We start from the raw sequence: 17,282 nt of genomic DNA on the forward strand, positions 1-17,282 counted from the left end.
TTTATGTTGGAACACCAATCTGCGTCCGGACATTGATCCAATGTGGGAGCGGGCTTGCTCGCGAAGGCGCCAGACCAGACAACCTCAGTGCCGGATCAGTTTGTTGCGCACCTCGACACTGAGTTGCTGATCCAGCTCAACCCAAAAATGCTGCTTGCCGGCAATCTCGGCAGCAACCGCCAACCCATCGCGATACACCAGCCGATTGCTTGCCAGTGCCGGGACTTTCGCGCCAGGCAATAGCGTGCCGGCGAGGTTCAGCGGATCGACCCCGCACACCGCGACCAGGCTGCCGTCATGGGGCCGACGCCGTACCTCCCGCAACAAGGGGATCGCCTCGGGCAGGGCGAATTGCTCGCCCGCCAGGCCACTGACAAAACGCCCGCCACGAATCTCGCCGCGAGCCTCCAGGCGATGGAAAGTACGCAGCAGTTCGCGCCAGCTCGGCAGCCAGTCCGCCTCACGTTCCAGCAAACGCCAGAACACCACGCCGTAACGGCGCAGCAAGGTCATGGCGATGTGCTCAAGGGTATCGGCAGGCGTCCGCTGGTTTTGCACCACCGGCGCGACAGGCGTGCGTCGCAACAAGACCCAGCGCCCGGCATCGTCCATGCCTCCGATGAATGCTCCGCGCCCGCGTCGACTGTTGCGAGGCTGGCGCTTGCTGGCCGGGGTGATCAGTGCGCGCAATCCGGCGAAGCTGTCAGCATTCACCAGCCCCGCGCCCACCAGTTCCTGCAAGGCGATTTCCAGCTCCGAACGCAGCAGATGGGCCTCATGGATCAGTTCATCGAAAAACAGCGCGCCATGCTGGTTGAGGGCGGAGTGGACCTTTTGTGTTTTTGGCGACAGTTCGCTGACCGGCGTCTGTTCGGTCAAGCCGCTCCAGAGGCCGACCCGGTTGCGCGGCAGCAACACAATCGGCGTGCTGCGCAGCGCGGTGCTGGCGCTTTTGTTGTGCGCAGTCAGGCGCGTCCACACCAGTCTGCCACTGCGGCACAGCTCATCGAGCCAGGTCGCCGAGTAGTCCTTGATCCGCGCCGGCAGGATGTCGCTGTCCCAGGCTGAAGCGGCAGCAGGGTAGCCTTCCAATTGCGCGACGACGGCTGGCAGTACCGCGGCGCCCTGACCCTGGCTTGCGCTCGACACATGCTGCCAGTCGAACAGGAAGCGCATGAAATCCTGCAACGCCACCGGTTCGATTTCCCGGCGCAGGCGCTTGACCGTATAGCGGTGAATCCGCGCCAGCAAATGCCGCTCGCACCATTCTTCCCGGGTGGCACCCGGGGTAAAGCGACCGCGCAGCACATAGCCTTCGCGTTCCAGTTGCGCCAGGGCCTGGTTGACCTGCGCAGCGGGCAAGCCGAGTGGTTCGGCAATGCGATCGAGCGCCAGCGGCCCGAAGGCACTGAGCCGCGCGCGGATCAGTTCGAGGATGGCGTCGTCGGCTTCCCAGACCTCGTCGAAGTCCGGCAGCGCTTGCAGCGACGGCGTCAATTCGGCCTGGGGATAAATCGCCCGCAGGCAGGTCAGGCGCTCCAGAGCCAGCCACAGCGATTGCCCGGCGTTGATCTGCAAACGGCTCGCGCGGCCGCTGTCGGCCAGGGTCTTGAGCCAGTCGAACCACTGCGGATTGGCGCCGGCCTCGGTATCGGTGATGCACGCCAGGCTCATCAAGGCCTCGTGCATTTCGTCGACCCCGCAGGGCGCGGGCCAGGCTTCGTCGCGCACGGCGGCAATCGCCTCGGCGTCCAGGGCGCCGAGGTCGTCGGTGGATTGTGGGTCGCTCCAGCGCCGATTGAGCACTGCCTGGGTTCTACGTTCCTCCAGCGGTGCATCGTCGAGAAAGGTATAGGGCCGGGCGCTGAGAATCTCCGCCGCCAGCGGTGAAGGCGCGGGCAAGTCGCGGCTGATCAGGCGAATGTCGCCGCGTTCCATGCGCCGTAACAAGGCCAACCAGCCTTCGCTGTCCATGGCATCGTGCAGGCAGTCGTCGAGGGTTTGCTCTACCAGCGGATGGTCGGGAATCTCCCGTTCGCCGGCGAGGTTTTCCACGCAGGCGATCTGATCGGGAAACACGCTGGCGATCAGGTCTTCGCTTTTCATCCGCTGGATCTGCGGCGGGACTTTACGCCCGCCGCTGTAGCGCGGCAGCGCCAGGGCCACCCCGGCATTCCAGCGCCAGCGCACGCCGAACAGCGGCGCGTCGAGCACGGCCTGAATCAGCAGGTGCTCGGCGCTGTTGCTGTGCAGGTAGCGCCAGACATCGTCCAGTTCAAAACTGTGGCTGGTGGACAGCGACAGCACGATGGCGTCTTCGCTGGCGGCGGCCTGCAATTCGAAATTGAAGGTGCGACAGAAACGCTTGCGCAGGGCCAGGCCCCAGGCGCGGTTGATGCGGCTGCCGAACGGCGTGTGAATGACCAGTTGCGTGCCGCCGGACTCGTCGAAAAAGCGCTCCATCAGCAATGTGTCTTGGGATGGCAGGGCACCCAGCGTTTGCCGCGCACGGGCCAGGTAATCCACCAGTTGTTCGGCGCTGGCGATGTTCAAACCCAGAGTCTCGGTCAGCCAGTCGAGCGCTGGCTGCAAGTTACCTGGCGCAGCCCCCAGCAGGTCATCGAGTTGTGCCTGCAAGCGCGCCACCGCCGAGGACAATTCGGCACTGCGCCCCGGTGCTTCACCGAGCCAGAACGGAATGGTCGGCGGCTGGCCCTGGGCATCCTCGACCCGGACTTTGCCGGTTTCCACCCGCAGGATCCGATAGGACGTGTTGCCTAACTGGAAGATATCCCCGGCAATGCTTTCCACGGCGAAGTCTTCGTTGATGGTGCCGATGTTCAGCCCTTGAGGCTCCAGCAGCACGCTGTAGTCGGCGTTGTCCGGAATGGTCCCGCCACTGGTCACCGCCGTCAGTTTCGCGCCCCGGCGGCCGCGCAGGGTGCGGCTCACAGCGTCGCGATGCAGGTAGGCGCTACGGATGCCCTGACGACCGTTGTAACCCTCGGCGAGCATGTTCAGCAGCGCCTGATAGTGTTTGTCGTCGAGTCCGGCGTAGGGCGAGGCGCGGCGCAGCATCTCCAGTAGCGCTTGCTCCGGCCACTCCTGGCAACTGACCTCGGCGATGATCTGCTGCGCCAGCACGTCCAGCGGCGCTTGCGGGATCAGCAAGGTATCGAGTTCGCCCCGGCGCACGCAGTCGAGCAGCGCGGCGCATTCGATCAGGTCGTCCCGGGTGGTGGCGAACAAACGGCCCTTGGGCGTGCCGCCGACCTGGTGCCCGGAGCGGCCGACCCGTTGCAGAAACCCGGCAATCGAACGCGGCGAGGCGATCTGGCACACCAGGTCGACGTCGCCGATGTCGATCCCCAGTTCCAGCGACGCGGTGGCGATCAGCACTTGCAGGTCGCCGCGCTTGAGTCGCTGCTCGGCATCCAGGCGAAACTCCTTGGCCAGGCTGCCGTGGTGGGCGGCCACGGCATCCTTGCCCAGGCGCTCGCTCAGGTGCCGGCTCAGGCGTTCGGCCAGACGTCGGGTGTTGACGAAGATCAGCGTGGTCCGGTGTTCCCGGGCGAGGGCGGCGAGGCGGTCGTAGACCAACTCCCAGACATCGTTGGCCATCACGGCCGATAGCGGCACGGGCGGTACTTCGATGTCCAGGTCGCGGGGGCGGGCGTGGCCGATGTCGACGATCTCGCACGGGCGGTCGCGACCGACAAGGAAGCGCGAGACGGCTTCGATGGGCTTTTGCGTGGCCGACAGACCGATGCGCAGCAGTGGCTCCGGGCAGAGGGCTTGCAGGCGTTCAAGGCTCAGTGCCAGGTGGCTGCCGCGTTTGCTGGCAGCCATGGCGTGGATCTCGTCGACGATCACTGTTTGTGCGGTGCCGAGCATCTGCCGGCCAGAGTCGGAACCGAGCAGCACATACAGGGATTCCGGCGTGGTCACCAGAATGTGCGGCGCGGTCTTGCGCATTGCCGAACGATCTTTTTGCGGAGTATCGCCGGTGCGCACGGCCGTGGTGATCTGCAACTCGGGCAGGCCCATCATGCGCAATTGCTCGGTAATGCCGGCCAGCGGGTTTTGCAGGTTGATCTGGATGTCGTTGGACAGTGCCTTGAGGGGCGAGACGTAGACCACCAGGGTTGCGTCGGGCAAGCCTTCGGGGCTTTCCAGGCCGCGGTGCACCAGGTCATCGATGACGGCGAGAAAGGCGGTGAGGGTCTTGCCGGAACCGGTGGGCGCGGCGACCAGGGTTGAGCGACGCTGGCGGATCAACGGCCACGCCCGGGCCTGGGCGGCGGTGACCGCCGGGAACGTGTGGCTGAACCAGGCGCTGACGGCAGGGTGGAAGCCGCTCAGGGCACTGTCTGCGGGAATGGGCAGGTTCATGCAGCAAGTTATGCGGGTGGGTGGGCCAAGATGCAAGTACCGCTTGGGGATCTCTGTTGACTGACAGGACCCCATCGCGAGCAAGCTCGCTCCCACAGAGGGGCGGCTTACACAAAACCATTGTGGGAGCTAGCTTGCTCCCACAGGGGGGCGGTTTACACAAAACCATTGTGGGAGCGAGCTTGCTCGCGATGAGGCCAGTGACAGCACCACAAATCCCCCGGATCTACACTTTACGGGTGACGGTTGCGCACTAAACCCGCAAAATGCAACGATTCCGGCAATTATCAACGACATCGCCTGGGCGCGATGTCGATAAAGCCATCGTTTCAATCAGACTGGGCCTGCTGACTCTATGCGAATGCGCCTTATGTTACTGGGCGGCGGAAATGCCCTTGGGCAGGCGCTGATTCGCCTCGGTGCGGAGGAAGACATCGGTTTCCTCGCCCCCCGCCCGCCCGAAGACGGCTGGGATGCCGCGAGCCTGACACAACTGCTCGACGACACCCGTCCCGATGCATTGATCAACCTTGCCTACTACTTCGACTGGTTTCAGGCCGAGGCGGTGAGCGAATCGCGCCTGGCCGGCCAGGAGCGCGCGATCGAGCGTCTGGCGGAACTGTGCCAGCACCACAACATCGTCCTGCTGCAACCCTCCAGCTATCGCGTGTTCGACGGCTCCCGTGCCACCGCCTACAGCGAAAAAGACGAACCGGTGCCCCTGGGCCTGCGGGGTCAGGCGTTGTGGCGGATCGAGCAAAGCGTGCGCGCCACCTGCCCGCAACACGTGCTGCTGCGTTTCGGCTGGCTGCTGGACGACAGCCCGGACGGTGCCCTTGGCCGCTTCCTCGCCCGTGCCGAACAACCCGAAGAGCTGCTGATGGCCGACGACCGACGGGGCAATCCGACGCCGGTCGACGATGCCGCCCGTGTGATCATTTCAGTGCTCAAGCAACTCGATTGCGCGGCGCCGCTGTGGGGCACCTACCACTACGCCGGGCATGAGGCGACTACGCCGCTGGCGCTGGGGCAGGCGATTCTGACCGAAGCCCGCAGCCTGCATCCGCTGGCCATCGAAGCCCCGACCGCCCAGGCCCACGCCGCGCGTCCGGATGCCGCCGAAGAACCGCAACACGCGGTACTGGCCTGCAAAAAAATTCTGCACACCTTTGGAATCAAACCACGCGCCTGGCGTGCGGCGCTTCCCGGTCTACTGGACAGGTTCTATCGCCATGGCTGACAGCCCCGTTTTGATCACCGGTGGTGCCGGTTTCATTGGTTCACACCTGACTGACGCCCTGCTTGCCAGGGGCCATGCGGTGCGGATTCTCGATGACCTGTCCACCGGCAAGCACAGCAATCTGCCGCTGGACAATCCCAAGGTCGAACTGATCGTCGGCGACGTGGCCGATGCGGCTTTGGTTGCCCAGGCGATGGCCGGATGCAGCGCCGTGGCGCACCTGGCCGCCGTGGCTTCGGTGCAGGCCTCTGTGGACGATCCGGTGCGCACACACCAGAGCAACTTCATCGGCACGCTGAACGTCTGCGAAGCCATGCGCCAGACCGGGGTCAAACGCGTGCTGTTTGCCTCCAGTGCGGCGGTGTATGGCAACAATGGCGAAGGTGAGTCGATCGACGAAGACACGCCCAAGGCGCCGTTGACGCCTTATGCGGTGGACAAGCTGGCCAGCGAGCAATACTTCGACTTCTACCATCGCCAGCATGGGCTGGAACCGGTGATTTTCCGCTTCTTCAACATCTACGGCCCGCGCCAGGATCCGTCCTCGCCGTACTCCGGGGTGATCAGCATTTTCAGCGAGCGCGCGTTGAAGGGCTTGCCGATCACGGTGTTCGGCGATGGCGAGCAGACCCGGGATTTTGTCTACGTCGAAGACCTGGTCGACTTACTGGTGCAGGCCATCGAAATGCCCCAGGTCGAAGTCGGTGCGGTCAACGTTGGCTGGAACCAGGCGACGACCCTCAAGCAAATGCTCGAAGCGCTCGAAGCCGTGGTCGGCAATTTGCCACCGGTGAGCTACGGCCCGGCACGCTCCGGTGACATTCGTCATTCCCGGGCGAACAACCGGCGCCTGTTGGAACGCTTCACGACCTCGGAGCAGACACCGATGCGTGTGGGGCTGGCGCGGTTGCTGGGGCGATAGATCGCTTCCATGCGGACATGAAAAAGGCGCCTTTTTACAGGCGCCTTTTTCACGGCCGGAATTTACTTACAGCTTGTGTAATTCCTGTGGCGAGGGGGCTCGTCGGATCGCCGCATCGCCCCGTTCGACTGCGCAGCAGTCGCCGTCATTTTTAAGTCTGCTCACCACCAAGCCTCATTCACCACCACGTGAACGTTCTTTAGAACTTGTAACCCAGACCCACCATGTAGATGAACGGGTCTACATCGACGTCCACCCGTGCCCGGGTGCCTGGTGCGATCGAGTTGTTCTCGACGGTGGCGCGGGTATCGATGTCGATGTAGCGCACCTGGGCGTTGATCATGATGTTATCGGTCAGCATGTAGTCAGCACCGACCTGCCACGCCAGACCCCAGGAGTTTTCCGCCTTGAAGTTGCTGAAACCGGCGGACTGGGCCTGGCTGCCAACGTGTTCGTCGTAGATGTAGGTGTAGTTGATGCCGCCGCCGACGTACGGCTGGAAGGCCGACTTCGGATCCAGCGGGTAGTACACCAGGCTCAAGGTCGGTGGCAGGTGCTTGAGGGTGCCGAGTTTGCCGTTGGCCGCGCTCAGGGCCGTGCCCTTGAGTTTCACGTCATGCTCGAACGGTGTGGCCGCCAGCAGCTCGATACCCAGGTGGTTGGTGAGCATGTAGGCGAAGTTCAAGCCCAGTTGCGTGTCGCTGCTCATGGTCGCCTTGCCGCCCAGGTCGGCGCCCGCCAGCGGGCCTTGATCGACCTTGACGCTGGAGCTGTCGGCTTCCGGGTTGACGGTGATTGCACCGGCGCGAAGGAGGATGTCACCGGCTTCGAAGGCATTGGCGAGCGGGGCTGCGAGCGCAAGGGCAACCAGCGAAGCGCTGAGCATGGACTTGTTCATGGGGGCTCCAGAGGACGTTAAAAATTTTGATGTCCAATGGTAAGGCGGCTAACGATTTGGTCTTTTGATGTAGCTCAATGAAATTGGCAAGGACTGGAGTTTGTAGCGATTTCGAGGGCCCCTTCGCGAGCAAGCCCGCTCCCACAGGGGGGAACGCATTCCAGTGTGGGAGCGAGCTTGCTCGCGATGGCGGACTGACAGTCGACACAAAACGACCTGATTCACTCCGGCAGTTCATACAGATAAATCTTGTCCGCCTCCATCTGATACCCGGCATCCGCCAACTCGCTGGTGGACGCCTTGACCTGCAGCGCGCCTTCGATCCAGTAAGGCTGATACAGCTCGTCCAGCTTCACGCCGACTTCGCTCTTGACGTGCACGATCTGGTTCGACGGCGGTGGCGGCACATGGATGCAGGCGCCGAAATACGGCACCAGCAGAAACTCCGTGGTACGTCCTTCCTCGCTCACCTCCAGCGGCACGATGTAACCCGGCAGGCGAATATTCTGGCCGTCGAGGGTCTTGACCACCGGTGCGTTGGGCATGTCCTGCTTGGCTGCTGGCGCCGACTCTGCAGAGAGCGTGCTGCTCATCTGCGACAGATCATGCAACGGCGTCATGTTCGGCACTTCTTTCGGCGCGTCGGGCGGGATCATCTCCGACCAGGCCAGGTCTTTTGGCTGGGCCGCCCACAGGGGCAGGGCGACCAGCATCAACAGCGCAAGTACAGCGCGGGGCATTTTCAACGTCCTCATAAACGGATCGACAAGCCATCGGCCAGGGATTGGCGATAGGCGCGCCAGGCCGGCACGCAGCCCATCAACAACGCGGCGACCAGGATGCCACCGAGCAGCGTCCATTCATACTCGCTCGGCCAGGACAGCGGCAGGAACAGGCCGTAGTTGGCTTGCACATAACCTTGGGCCGCCGCGATGCACACATACAGCAACGCCACGCCGGCGATCACGCCCGACAGCGCCAGGGCAAAGGCTTCGAGTACCAACAGCGTCGCGATGTGCCAGGGGCGTGCGCCCACCGAGCGCAGGATCGCCATTTCCCGACGGCGCTCGTTGAGGCTGGTGAGAATCGCTGTGAGCATACCGATCAATCCGGTCAGCACCACAAACAGCGAGACCACGAACAAGGCTTTTTCCGCAGTGCCCATCAGACTCCACAGCTCTTGCAACGCCACGCCTGGCAGGATCGCCAGCATCGGCTCGCCACGGAATTCGTTGATTTCCCGTTGCAGGGCAAAGGTCGAAATCTTGTTGTTGAGGCCGAGCATGAACGCGGTGATCGCTTGCGGCGTGAGGTCCATGTTGCGCGCCTGATCAGCCGTGATGCGGCCCTCGCCCCGGGCCGGCACGCCGTTATGCCAGTCGATGTGAATCGCTTCCATGCCACCGAGGCTGATGTGCAGCGTGCGGTCCACCGGTGTGCCGGTGCGCTTTAGAATGCCGACCACAGTGAACGGTTTGTCGTCGTGCTTGACCAGGCTGATCGCCGCCACGCCGTGGGCCAGCACCAGTTTGTCACCGAGTTTGTAGTGCAGTGCATCGGCGACTTCGGCACCGAGCACCACTTCGAACGGGTCGGTTTCGAAGGCGCGGCCATCGCTCAGTTGCAGGTGTTGCTGGCGACCGTACTGGTAATGCTCGAAGTAGGCTTCGGTGGTGCCCATCACCCGGTAGCCGCGATGGGAGTCGCCGAGGGACATCGGGATCGCCCACTTCACTTTCGGGTTGTTGGCGAAGTGTTCGAAGCTGTCCCAGCGGATGTTGTTGGTGGCGTTGCCGATGCGGAACACCGAGTACAGCAGCAGGTTCACTGAGCCTGAGCGGGCGCCGACGATCAGGTCGGTGCCGCTTATTGTGCTGGCGAAACTGGCCTTGGCTTCGGTGCGCACGCGCTCCACTGCCAGCAACAGGCACACCGACAGGGCGATGGCGAACGCCGTGAGGATCGCGGTGAAACGACGGTTAGCCAGGCTGGCCATGGCTAGACGAAACAGATACATCTCAGACCTCGGACGGGGTAGCGGCGCGATTGAGTTCGGCCAGCGACAGGTTGTGGTCGAACAGCGGCGCCAGGCTCTGGTCGTGGCTGACGAACAACAGGCTCGAGCCGGCTTCGCGGCACTCGGCGAACAGCAGGCGAATGAAGTTCTCGCGGGCGTCGTAATCGAGGGCTGAGGTCGGTTCGTCGGCGATCACCAGTTCCGGTTGACCGATCAGTGCGCGGGCGGCGGCGACCCGTTGCTGCTGGCCGATGGACAACGAATCGGCGCGGCGACCGAGGATGTTTTCATCCTTCAAACCCAGATGGGCGAGCAGTGTGGCGGCGGCTTTGTCGACGCTGCCGTGACGTTGTTTCGCCCGTTCGGCGCGCAGTTTCGAGAAGTGGCAGGGCAGTTCGACGTTTTCACGCACCGACAGAAACGGCAGCAGGTTGAACTGCTGAAAGATGTAGCCGGTGTGATCGACGCGGAAGTGGTCGCGAGCGCCGGCCGAGAGTTGCGTCAGCTCCTGGCCGAGCAGGCGGATGCTGCCGCGATCAGGCTTTTGCACGCCGCCGAGCAGACCGAGCAGGGTGGTCTTGCCGCTGCCGCTGGGGCCTTTGAGGAACAGGGTTTCGCCGCGCTCCAGGCGAAACGCCGGGATGTCCAGCAGCGGCGGGTGACCGGGCCAGCTGAAGCCCAGGTCGGACAGTTCGATGAGTGCTTGAGTCATGTGAAACCGGTCAGGTTGGTGGTGAACCCTTGTAGGAGCGAGCCTGCTCGCGAAAAACCTGAGAGCACCGAGGTGAATCAGGTTGCCCGCGTTATCGTTGGCGTCCATCGCGAGCAAGCTCGCTCCTACAGTGGGTCAGAATTTCAGCGCGGCAGCCTTGGCCGTCACTTCAACGCCTTGCTGCCCGCTCGGGCCGATCAGTTGTACCTGAATTTTTTGGGTGGCCGGGAAGCGGGTGAAAATATTCGCCAGGTCCAGTGACTTCAGTGCCGCTGGCGTGGCGCAAGTGAACTGATAGTGAGCGTGGATTTCGCTGTGATCATGGTGATGTTCGTGGCCGTCTTCGTCCTTGGCGTCTTCATCGTGATCATCGTCGGCATCGGGCTTGTCACCGAACAATGGACTTTCCAGTTCCTGGTTTTCCACCACGCAACCAGCGGCTGTTGGAAGGTTGAACAGCGCCAGCGGTTTTTCGAGCTGAGCGCGGACAGCGGCGACTTTAGCCTTGTCGGCATCGCTGGTGGCGACGTGCTCGAAACCCACCAGGTTCATCGCCGGGCTTTCCAGTTCCAGCTCCAGGGTCTTGCCGTCCAGCGCCGCATTCAGGCGTCCCACGCCATGTTCGTGGGCACCCAGGCTGCCATGCTCGTGATCGTGTTCGTCGGCGGCATGGGCGACAGCCAGCGGCAACATGGCAAACGGCAGGGCGAGAAGCAGACGACGCATGACGAGTCTCCGAAAAGTAAAATGAATAAACTGTTATGTAATCTTATAACGTAATTGCGCAGAGTTTGACTGTCTGCTTGGCGTTGCACAAGTCCCATGGGAGCATGCCGGGAAGAAATGTGCGGGAGCAGACCTATGTTGCGAATTCGCGGAAGCATCGGCGACTGGCCGGTGGATTTGACCCTGGAGATGGACGACGCGGACTGGGCGCGACTAGGGGCGCAGTTGCAGGTGGAAAAAAACCCGGTCAGCGTGCCAGCGGCGAAACCGCTGAATCAGGATGATGCGCTGTGGCAGATCGCCAGGGATTTGCTGCGCAAGGCCGGGCAGCTCAGTGGCCCGGACCTGCTCGATCAACTGGAAGGACTGACTGGCAGCGCGGCGGCGGGCAAGCGTCTGTTGGTGCGCCTGCGCCACAGTTCGGATGTGAAGGTGGAAAGCGGCGGGGATACACCGCTGTATCGCTGGTTGGTGTAGGAGCGAGCTTGCTCGCGATGGGCGTCAACGATAACGCGGGAAACCTGATTCACCTCGGTGCTCTCAGGTTTTTCGCGAGCAAGCTCGCTCCTACAGGGTTGGCTTAGTACAGCGCGGCAAACAACTTGCGGCGGTACGTGCTGACCAACGGATGATCGTTGCCCAGCAATTCGAACACCTGCAACAAGGTCTTGTGCGGCAAGCCTTCGCTGTAGCTGCGGTTGCGGGTGAACAACTTCAGCAATGCATCCAGCGCGGCGTCGTACTGCTGACGGGCCAGTTGCTGGATCGCCAGTTGATAGACCGCCTCATCGTCCAGCGGGTCTTTCGCCAGTCGGGCCTTCAGGTCGGCGGCATCCGGCAAGTCCCTGGCCAGCCCGAGAAACTTGATCTGTGCCTTGGCGCCGGCCAGCGCGGCCTTGTGCTCATCGCTCTTGACCGCATCCAGCACGGTTTGCGCTTCGCCCAGTTCACCGCGCTCGGTCAGGCAGCGGGCGTACAGGATCAGTGCCTTGGCGTTGGTGTTGTCTTCACCCAGGATCACTTTGAGCTGCGCTTCGGCATCGGCAAAACGGCTGTCGTCGAACAGCGCCTGGGCCTGTTCGAACGGATCGGCGGCGGCCGGTGGCGGCATCTGCACATGGGGTTCGAGCAGGGCACGCACGGCCGACTCCGGCTGCGCACCGGCAAAGCCATCGACAGGCTGGCCGTCCTTGAACAGCACCACGGTCGGCAGGCTGCGGATACCGAAGCGGGCGACGATGTCTTGTTCGATGTCACAGTTGACCTTGGCCAGCAGCAACTCACCCTGATAGCTCTCGGCAATGCTCTGCAGCATCGGCATCAGCACTTTGCAGGGCGCGCACCATTCGGCCCAGAAATCCACCAGCACCGGCTTGTGGAAAGAGTTCTCGATCACCGACTGGTCGAAATCGGCAGTCGTGGCGTCGAAGATGTACGGCGTTTCCTGACTCATGGGGGATCTCGTAAAAGCGTGAATGGGGCAACTATACGACTTGGTGGGGGGCGGCCGGAAGCGGGGTGGCTGTGAGAGGTGCATTGCCTGGCCGGGCGCCTTCGCGAGCAAGCCCGCTCCCACAGTGGATTAATGAACGACATAGATCCAGTGTGGGAGCGGGCTTGCTCGCGAAGCTTTTAGCTAGCGCTGCGCGTGGTACAGGCTCACATGCCGAAACTCGTGGGGCTCGGCCAGATCCGGCAGGGTCATGGCTTCGAGCATTTCGATGCGCCGGTACAACGGATGACGGAAATCCCTGACGCGTGAATCCGCCACCAGCGCCTCTCGGCCGCGGCTGAGGAACTGGTCGAGCAGCGGCAGGTTGGCCCGGTCGTACAGCACATCCGCCACCAGGATCAGATCGAAGCGATCGGCCTCGGCGAAAAAGTCCGTCGAGTAATTGAGCTGTACGTTATTGAGCTCGGCATTGGCCCGACACGCGGCAATCGCCAGCGGGTCAAGGTCGCAGGCCAGTACTTCGAGCGCCCCGGCCTTCGCCGCCGCAATCCCCGCCACCCCGGAGCCGGCACCGAAATCCAGCACCCGCTTGCCTTCGACCCAATGGGGGTTTTCGGCCAGATAGCGGGCCACGGCCAGGCCGCTGGCCCAGCAGAAACTCCAGTACGGCGGTTCATGCAGGATGCGCCGGGTCTCTTCCGGGCTGAAGGCGCGGTCCATGTTGTCGCCGTCGATCAGCCACAACTTCAGGTCGGTCCCTGGTAACTCACAGGCGACCAATTGCGCATCACCGAGCAGTTCACCCAACGCCTTTTGCAGGTCGAACGGTGCACTCATGGGGCTTTGACGAATTGCAGTTGGCCCAGGGCCTGGGTGGTCGGCTGGGTAATCAGTTGCGACGGCAGGTGCAGGATCAACTGCCCGGACTGACTGGCGCGGCCTCGCAGTTCAACGCGGGCCCCGGCCGGAAAGGATTCCGGATTGAAGCGCAGGTGAAACGGCAGAACCTGGTTGTTGCCGATCAGGCTGGAGCTGGCGAGCAATTGTTGCGGGCGGTCCTTATCGTCGATCACCAGCAATGCCAGTTCGACTTCAGCGCCAGCTGGAACGCCTTGCAAGGTGCCGCTCAGTTCACGCTGATGGGCGGGCAGAGGGCCGAGTGCGGCGGCTTCCCGAGCTTTCTTCTGCGCTTGCTGCGGCACCGGGCCAGGCGTTGGCGGCTGGGGCTTGGGTGCATCGCTGCTGCAGGCCACCAGCAGGCTGAAAACACTGAGCAAAATGAGCGGACGTAACGACATTGGTGGCTCCATAACGCTGAATTCCATGGATCAAGTGATCATCCCGTCTGTATACCGCAAACCCTATGGCTTGTCTTGCCACGGGGATGCGCTACCATGGCCCTCCCTTTTTTTGTTGCCTGCCACCATGCACTGTCCCTTCTGCGGTGCCAACGACACCAAGGTCATCGACTCGCGTCTGGTCGCCGAGGGCGAACAGGTGCGCCGCCGGCGTGAATGCCTGGCCTGCGGCGAGCGTTTCACGACGTTCGAGACGGCTGAACTGGTGTTGCCGCGCCTGATCAAAACCGACGGCAGTCGCCAGCCGTTCGACGAAGAAAAACTCCGCGCCGGCATGCAGCGCGCGCTGGAAAAGCGCCCGGTGAGTGTCGAGCGCCTCGAGTCGTCGCTGGTGCACATCAAACACAAACTGCGCGCCACCGGCGAACGCGAGGTCAAATCCCTCGTGGTCGGCGAACTGGTGATGGCCGAGCTGCAGAAACTCGACGAAGTCGCCTACATCCGCTTCGCCTCGGTGTATCGCCGCTTCCAGGACCTCAACGAGTTCCGCGAAGAGATCGATCGCCTGGCCCGTGAACCGGTGAAAGAATGACCACTTGCGCCGAACAAGCCATCCTCGACGCCCATTTCATGGCCCGTGCCCTGGAACTGGCGCGCAAGGGGCATTACACGACGCACCCCAATCCGCGGGTCGGTTGCGTGATCGTGCAGGGCGGGCAGATTGTCGGCGAAGGCTGGCACGAGCGCGCCGGCGAGCCCCACGCTGAAGTCCACGCCCTGCGCGCGGCCGGTGAGCAGGCTCGTGGCGCCACCGCTTACGTGACACTTGAGCCTTGCAGCCATCACGGCCGTACACCGCCCTGTGCCGATGCACTGGTCAATGCCGGTGTGGCCCGCGTGGTCGCGGCAATGCAGGACCCGAACCCGGAAGTCGCCGGTCGCGGTCTTCAACGCCTGGCCCAAGCCGGTATCGCCACCGAAAGCGGCGTGCTGGAAGGCGAGGCGCGCAAGCTTAATCAAGGCTTTCTGAAACGCATGGAACACGGCTTGCCGTTCGTGCGGGTCAAGTTGGCCATGAGCCTCGACGGGCGAACCGCCATGGAAAGCGGCGAAAGCCAGTGGATCACCGGCCCGGCGGCGCGCTCGGCAGTGCAGCGTCTGCGCGCGCAAGCCAGTGTGGTACTGACCGGCGCCGATACGGTGCTGGCGGACAACGCACGGTTGACCGTGCGCGCCGATGAGTTGGGGCTGGATGCAGAGCAAACAGCCTTGGCCATGAGCCGTCCGCCGCTGCGGGTGTTGGTCGACGGCCGCCTGCGGGTGCCGCTGGATGCACCGTTCTTCAAGGCAGGCCCGGCGCTGGTCGCCACCTGCGTGGCGGTTGAAGAGCAATATGCCAACGGTCCGGAGTGCCTGATCGTGCCGGGCTACGACGGTCAGGTCGATCTGCGTCAGCTATTGGTTGAACTCGCAACCCGTGGCGTCAACGAAGTGCTGGTCGAGGCCGGCCCGCGCCTGGCAGGTGCCTTTGCCCAACTCGGTCTGGTGGACGAGTTCCAGATTTTCATTGCCGGCAAGTTCCTGGGTTCCTCGGCGCGGCCGCTGCTGGACTGGCCGCTCGTGCAAATGAAGGATGCGCCCGAGCTCAAAATCATCGAAATTCGTGCCGTTGGCGATGACTGGCGAGTCATTGCGATTCCTTCGCCAGCCGCGAGCGTATAATTTCTGGCCATCGCTATAGCGCTGGCTTTGTTCTCGAGGAGAACCTCATGTTTACCGGCATCATCGAATCCATCGGCAGTATTCGTGCATTGACCCCAAAGGGCGGTGATGTGCGGGTTCACGTCGAAACCGGCAAGCTCGACCTGAGCGACGTCAAATTGGGCGACAGCATCGCGGTCAACGGCGTGTGCCTGACTGCCGTTGAATTGCCGGGCAATGGCTTTGCGGCGGACGTCAGTCGCGAAACCCTCGACTGCACCGCCATGAACGACCTGAAAAGCGGCAGCCCGGTCAATCTGGAAAAAGCCCTGACTCCGACCACTCGCCTCGGCGGGCATCTGGTCAGCGGTCACGTCGACGGCGTGGGCGAAGTGGTTGCCCGTACCGAAAATGCGCGCGCCGTGGAGTTCCGCATCCGCGCGCCAAAGGACCTGGCCAAGTACATCGCCCATAAAGGCTCGATCACCGTCGACGGCACCAGCCTCACCGTGAACGCAGTCGATGGCGCCGAGTTCCTGTTGACCATCATTCCCCACACCCTGAGCGAAACCATCATGGCGTCGTACCAGCCAGGCCGCCGGGTGAACCTGGAAGTGGACTTGCTGGCCCGTTACCTGGAGCGTCTGCTGCTGGGCGACAAGGCCGCAGAGCCAACCTCCAGTAACATCACTGAAAGCTTTCTGGCCGCCAACGGCTACCTCAAATCCTGACCCAAGGGGGTGCCTTGTGGCGCTCAATAGCATCGAAGAACTGGTTGAAGACATCCGCCAAGGCAAGATGGTCATCCTCATGGATGACGAAGACCGCGAGAACGAAGGCGACCTGATCATGGCCGCCGAGTGCTGCAAGCCCGAGCACATCAACTTCATGGCCAAGCACGCCCGTGGCCTGATCTGCATGCCGATGAGCCGCGAGCGCTGCGAACTGCTCAAGCTGCCGTTGATGGCGCCGCGCAACGGGTCCGGTTTCGGCACCAAGTTCACCGTATCGATCGAAGCGGCCACCGGCGTGACCACCGGCATTTCCGCCGCCGACCGTGCGCGCACCGTGCAGGCCGCCGCCGCCCGTGATGCAAAGGCTGAAGACATCGTCAGCCCGGGCCACATCTTCCCGCTGATGGCCCAGGCCGGCGGCACCCTGGCCCGTGCCGGCCACACCGAAGCGGCGTGCGACCTGGCGCGCATGGCCGGTTTCGAGCCGAGCGGGGTGATCTGCGAAGTGATGAACGACGACGGCACCATGTCCCGTCGTGCCGAGCTGGAAGCCTTTGCCGCCGAACACGACATCAAGATCGGCACCATCGCCGACTTGATTCACTACCGGATGATCCACGAACGTACCGTTCAGCGGATTGCCGAGCAGCCACTGGACAGCGAACTGGGCCAATTCAACCTGGTGACCTATCGTGATTCCGTGGAAGGCGATGTGCACATGGCACTGACCTTGGGCAACGTGTGTGCCGAAGAGCCGACCCTGGTTCGCGTGCACAACATGGACCCGCTGCGTGACCTGCTGATGGTCAAGCAACCGGGCCGCTGGAGCCTGCGCGCCGCCATGTCCGCGGTTGCCGAGGCTGGTAGCGGCGTGGTGCTGTTGCTCGGTCACCCGCTCGATGGCGACGTGTTGCTGGCGCATATTCGCGAAACCGCCGATCACGCGGCCGTGAAAAAACCGACCACCTACAGCACTGTCGGTGCCGGTTCGCAGATCCTGCGCGACCTTGGCGTACGCAAAATGCGCCTGATGTCGGCACCGATGAAATTTAATGCGATATCCGGTTTCGATCTGGAAGTTGTAGAATACGTGCCCTCCGAATAATGACCGGTTGTTCCCGGCCTTGAATTCGCGGCAAATAAATCACTGAGGGGCGCGTAGAAGACGCGTCCCGGCTCTTTAAGAGAT

At 62.9% G+C, this 17,282-nt stretch carries 16 protein-coding genes; 7 read left to right on the forward strand and 9 right to left on the reverse strand.

The window, feature by feature from the left end:
* Positions 1 to 84: 84 nt before the first annotated feature.
* Positions 85 to 4,392, reverse strand: a complete 4,308-nt coding sequence (locus KGB20_RS02845; RefSeq protein ID WP_154910615.1) for a DNA glycosylase AlkZ-like family protein — start codon at positions 4,390 to 4,392, stop codon at positions 85 to 87.
* 355 nt (positions 4,393 to 4,747) lie between these two features.
* Between KGB20_RS02845 and KGB20_RS02850 the strand changes: the two genes are divergently transcribed.
* Positions 4,748 to 5,632: a sugar nucleotide-binding protein gene (locus KGB20_RS02850; RefSeq protein ID WP_008053852.1), complete on the forward strand. Its 885-nt coding sequence runs from the start codon at positions 4,748 to 4,750 to the stop codon at positions 5,630 to 5,632.
* Complete coding sequence (locus KGB20_RS02855; protein WP_154910616.1) at positions 5,625 to 6,554, forward strand: NAD-dependent epimerase/dehydratase family protein; 930 nt, start codon at positions 5,625 to 5,627, stop codon at positions 6,552 to 6,554. The genes KGB20_RS02850 and KGB20_RS02855 overlap by 8 nt, the downstream gene beginning before the upstream one ends.
* 199 nt (positions 6,555 to 6,753) lie before the next feature.
* On the opposite strand, the gene KGB20_RS02860 is transcribed toward KGB20_RS02855, so the two are convergent.
* The 5 genes from KGB20_RS02860 to KGB20_RS02880 all read right to left on the reverse strand — a co-directional run bounded on the left by KGB20_RS02860 (position 6,754) and on the right by KGB20_RS02880 (position 10,907).
* Entirely contained in the window at positions 6,754 to 7,452 is a 699-nt protein-coding gene (locus KGB20_RS02860; protein ID WP_090451676.1) for an OmpW/AlkL family protein, read from the reverse strand.
* A gap of 221 nt (positions 7,453 to 7,673) precedes the next feature.
* On the reverse strand, positions 7,674 to 8,192 hold the full coding sequence (locus tag KGB20_RS02865; RefSeq protein WP_057713118.1) for a DUF3299 domain-containing protein: 519 nt from the start codon (positions 8,190 to 8,192) through the stop codon (positions 7,674 to 7,676).
* Between the two features lie 11 nt (positions 8,193 to 8,203).
* Positions 8,204 to 9,469 carry an ABC transporter permease gene (locus tag KGB20_RS02870; protein WP_154910617.1) on the reverse strand — a complete coding sequence of 422 codons (1,266 nt, stop codon included), beginning with the start codon at positions 9,467 to 9,469 and terminating at the stop codon, positions 8,204 to 8,206.
* A gap of 1 nt (position 9,470) precedes the next feature.
* Positions 9,471 to 10,181, reverse strand: a complete 711-nt coding sequence (locus KGB20_RS02875; protein ID WP_057713120.1) for an ABC transporter ATP-binding protein — start codon at positions 10,179 to 10,181, stop codon at positions 9,471 to 9,473.
* Between the two features lie 135 nt (positions 10,182 to 10,316).
* Complete coding sequence (locus KGB20_RS02880) at positions 10,317 to 10,907, reverse strand: DUF2796 domain-containing protein (RefSeq protein WP_150813875.1); 591 nt, start codon at positions 10,905 to 10,907, stop codon at positions 10,317 to 10,319.
* A gap of 135 nt (positions 10,908 to 11,042) precedes the next feature.
* Here KGB20_RS02880 and KGB20_RS02885 point away from each other — a divergent pair, with 135 nt between their 5' ends.
* Positions 11,043 to 11,384, forward strand: a complete 342-nt coding sequence (locus tag KGB20_RS02885) for a hypothetical protein (protein WP_154862093.1) — start codon at positions 11,043 to 11,045, stop codon at positions 11,382 to 11,384.
* A gap of 103 nt (positions 11,385 to 11,487) precedes the next feature.
* On the opposite strand, the gene trxA is transcribed toward KGB20_RS02885, so the two are convergent.
* The 3 genes from trxA to KGB20_RS02900 all read right to left on the reverse strand — a co-directional run bounded on the left by trxA (position 11,488) and on the right by KGB20_RS02900 (position 13,658).
* Positions 11,488 to 12,360 carry a thioredoxin gene (trxA, locus tag KGB20_RS02890; protein WP_057713123.1) on the reverse strand — a complete coding sequence of 291 codons (873 nt, stop codon included), beginning with the start codon at positions 12,358 to 12,360 and terminating at the stop codon, positions 11,488 to 11,490.
* Between the two features lie 183 nt (positions 12,361 to 12,543).
* Positions 12,544 to 13,197 carry a class I SAM-dependent methyltransferase gene (locus KGB20_RS02895; protein ID WP_057713124.1) on the reverse strand — a complete coding sequence of 218 codons (654 nt, stop codon included), beginning with the start codon at positions 13,195 to 13,197 and terminating at the stop codon, positions 12,544 to 12,546.
* The gene (locus KGB20_RS02900; RefSeq protein WP_057713125.1) at positions 13,194 to 13,658 is read right to left on the reverse strand and encodes a YbaY family lipoprotein; all 465 of its coding nucleotides are present in this window, start codon (positions 13,656 to 13,658) and stop codon (positions 13,194 to 13,196) included. Before KGB20_RS02900 ends, KGB20_RS02895 begins: the two co-directional genes overlap by 4 nt.
* A 127-nt stretch (positions 13,659 to 13,785) precedes the next feature.
* Between KGB20_RS02900 and nrdR the strand changes: the two genes are divergently transcribed.
* The 4 genes from nrdR to ribBA are packed head-to-tail and all read left to right on the forward strand — an operon-like array spanning position 13,786 to position 17,198.
* Complete coding sequence (gene nrdR, locus KGB20_RS02905) at positions 13,786 to 14,250, forward strand: transcriptional regulator NrdR (protein WP_003228656.1); 465 nt, start codon at positions 13,786 to 13,788, stop codon at positions 14,248 to 14,250.
* On the forward strand, positions 14,247 to 15,380 hold the full coding sequence (gene ribD / locus KGB20_RS02910; protein ID WP_150813877.1) for a bifunctional diaminohydroxyphosphoribosylaminopyrimidine deaminase/5-amino-6-(5-phosphoribosylamino)uracil reductase RibD: 1,134 nt from the start codon (positions 14,247 to 14,249) through the stop codon (positions 15,378 to 15,380). Before nrdR ends, ribD begins: the two co-directional genes overlap by 4 nt.
* Before the next feature lie 47 nt (positions 15,381 to 15,427).
* Positions 15,428 to 16,090 carry a riboflavin synthase gene (locus KGB20_RS02915; RefSeq protein ID WP_007906836.1) on the forward strand — a complete coding sequence of 221 codons (663 nt, stop codon included), beginning with the start codon at positions 15,428 to 15,430 and terminating at the stop codon, positions 16,088 to 16,090.
* A 16-nt stretch (positions 16,091 to 16,106) separates the two neighbouring features.
* A complete protein-coding gene (gene ribBA / locus KGB20_RS02920; protein WP_007970163.1) occupies positions 16,107 to 17,198 on the forward strand; it encodes a bifunctional 3,4-dihydroxy-2-butanone-4-phosphate synthase/GTP cyclohydrolase II in 1,092 nt (363 codons plus the stop codon).
* The last annotated feature ends 84 nt before the right edge of the window (positions 17,199 to 17,282 follow it).

Origin of the sequence: Pseudomonas sp. BF-R-30, assembly GCF_019956175.1 — a bacterium.
GTDB classification, from domain to species: domain Bacteria; phylum Pseudomonadota; class Gammaproteobacteria; order Pseudomonadales; family Pseudomonadaceae; genus Aquipseudomonas; species Aquipseudomonas jessenii.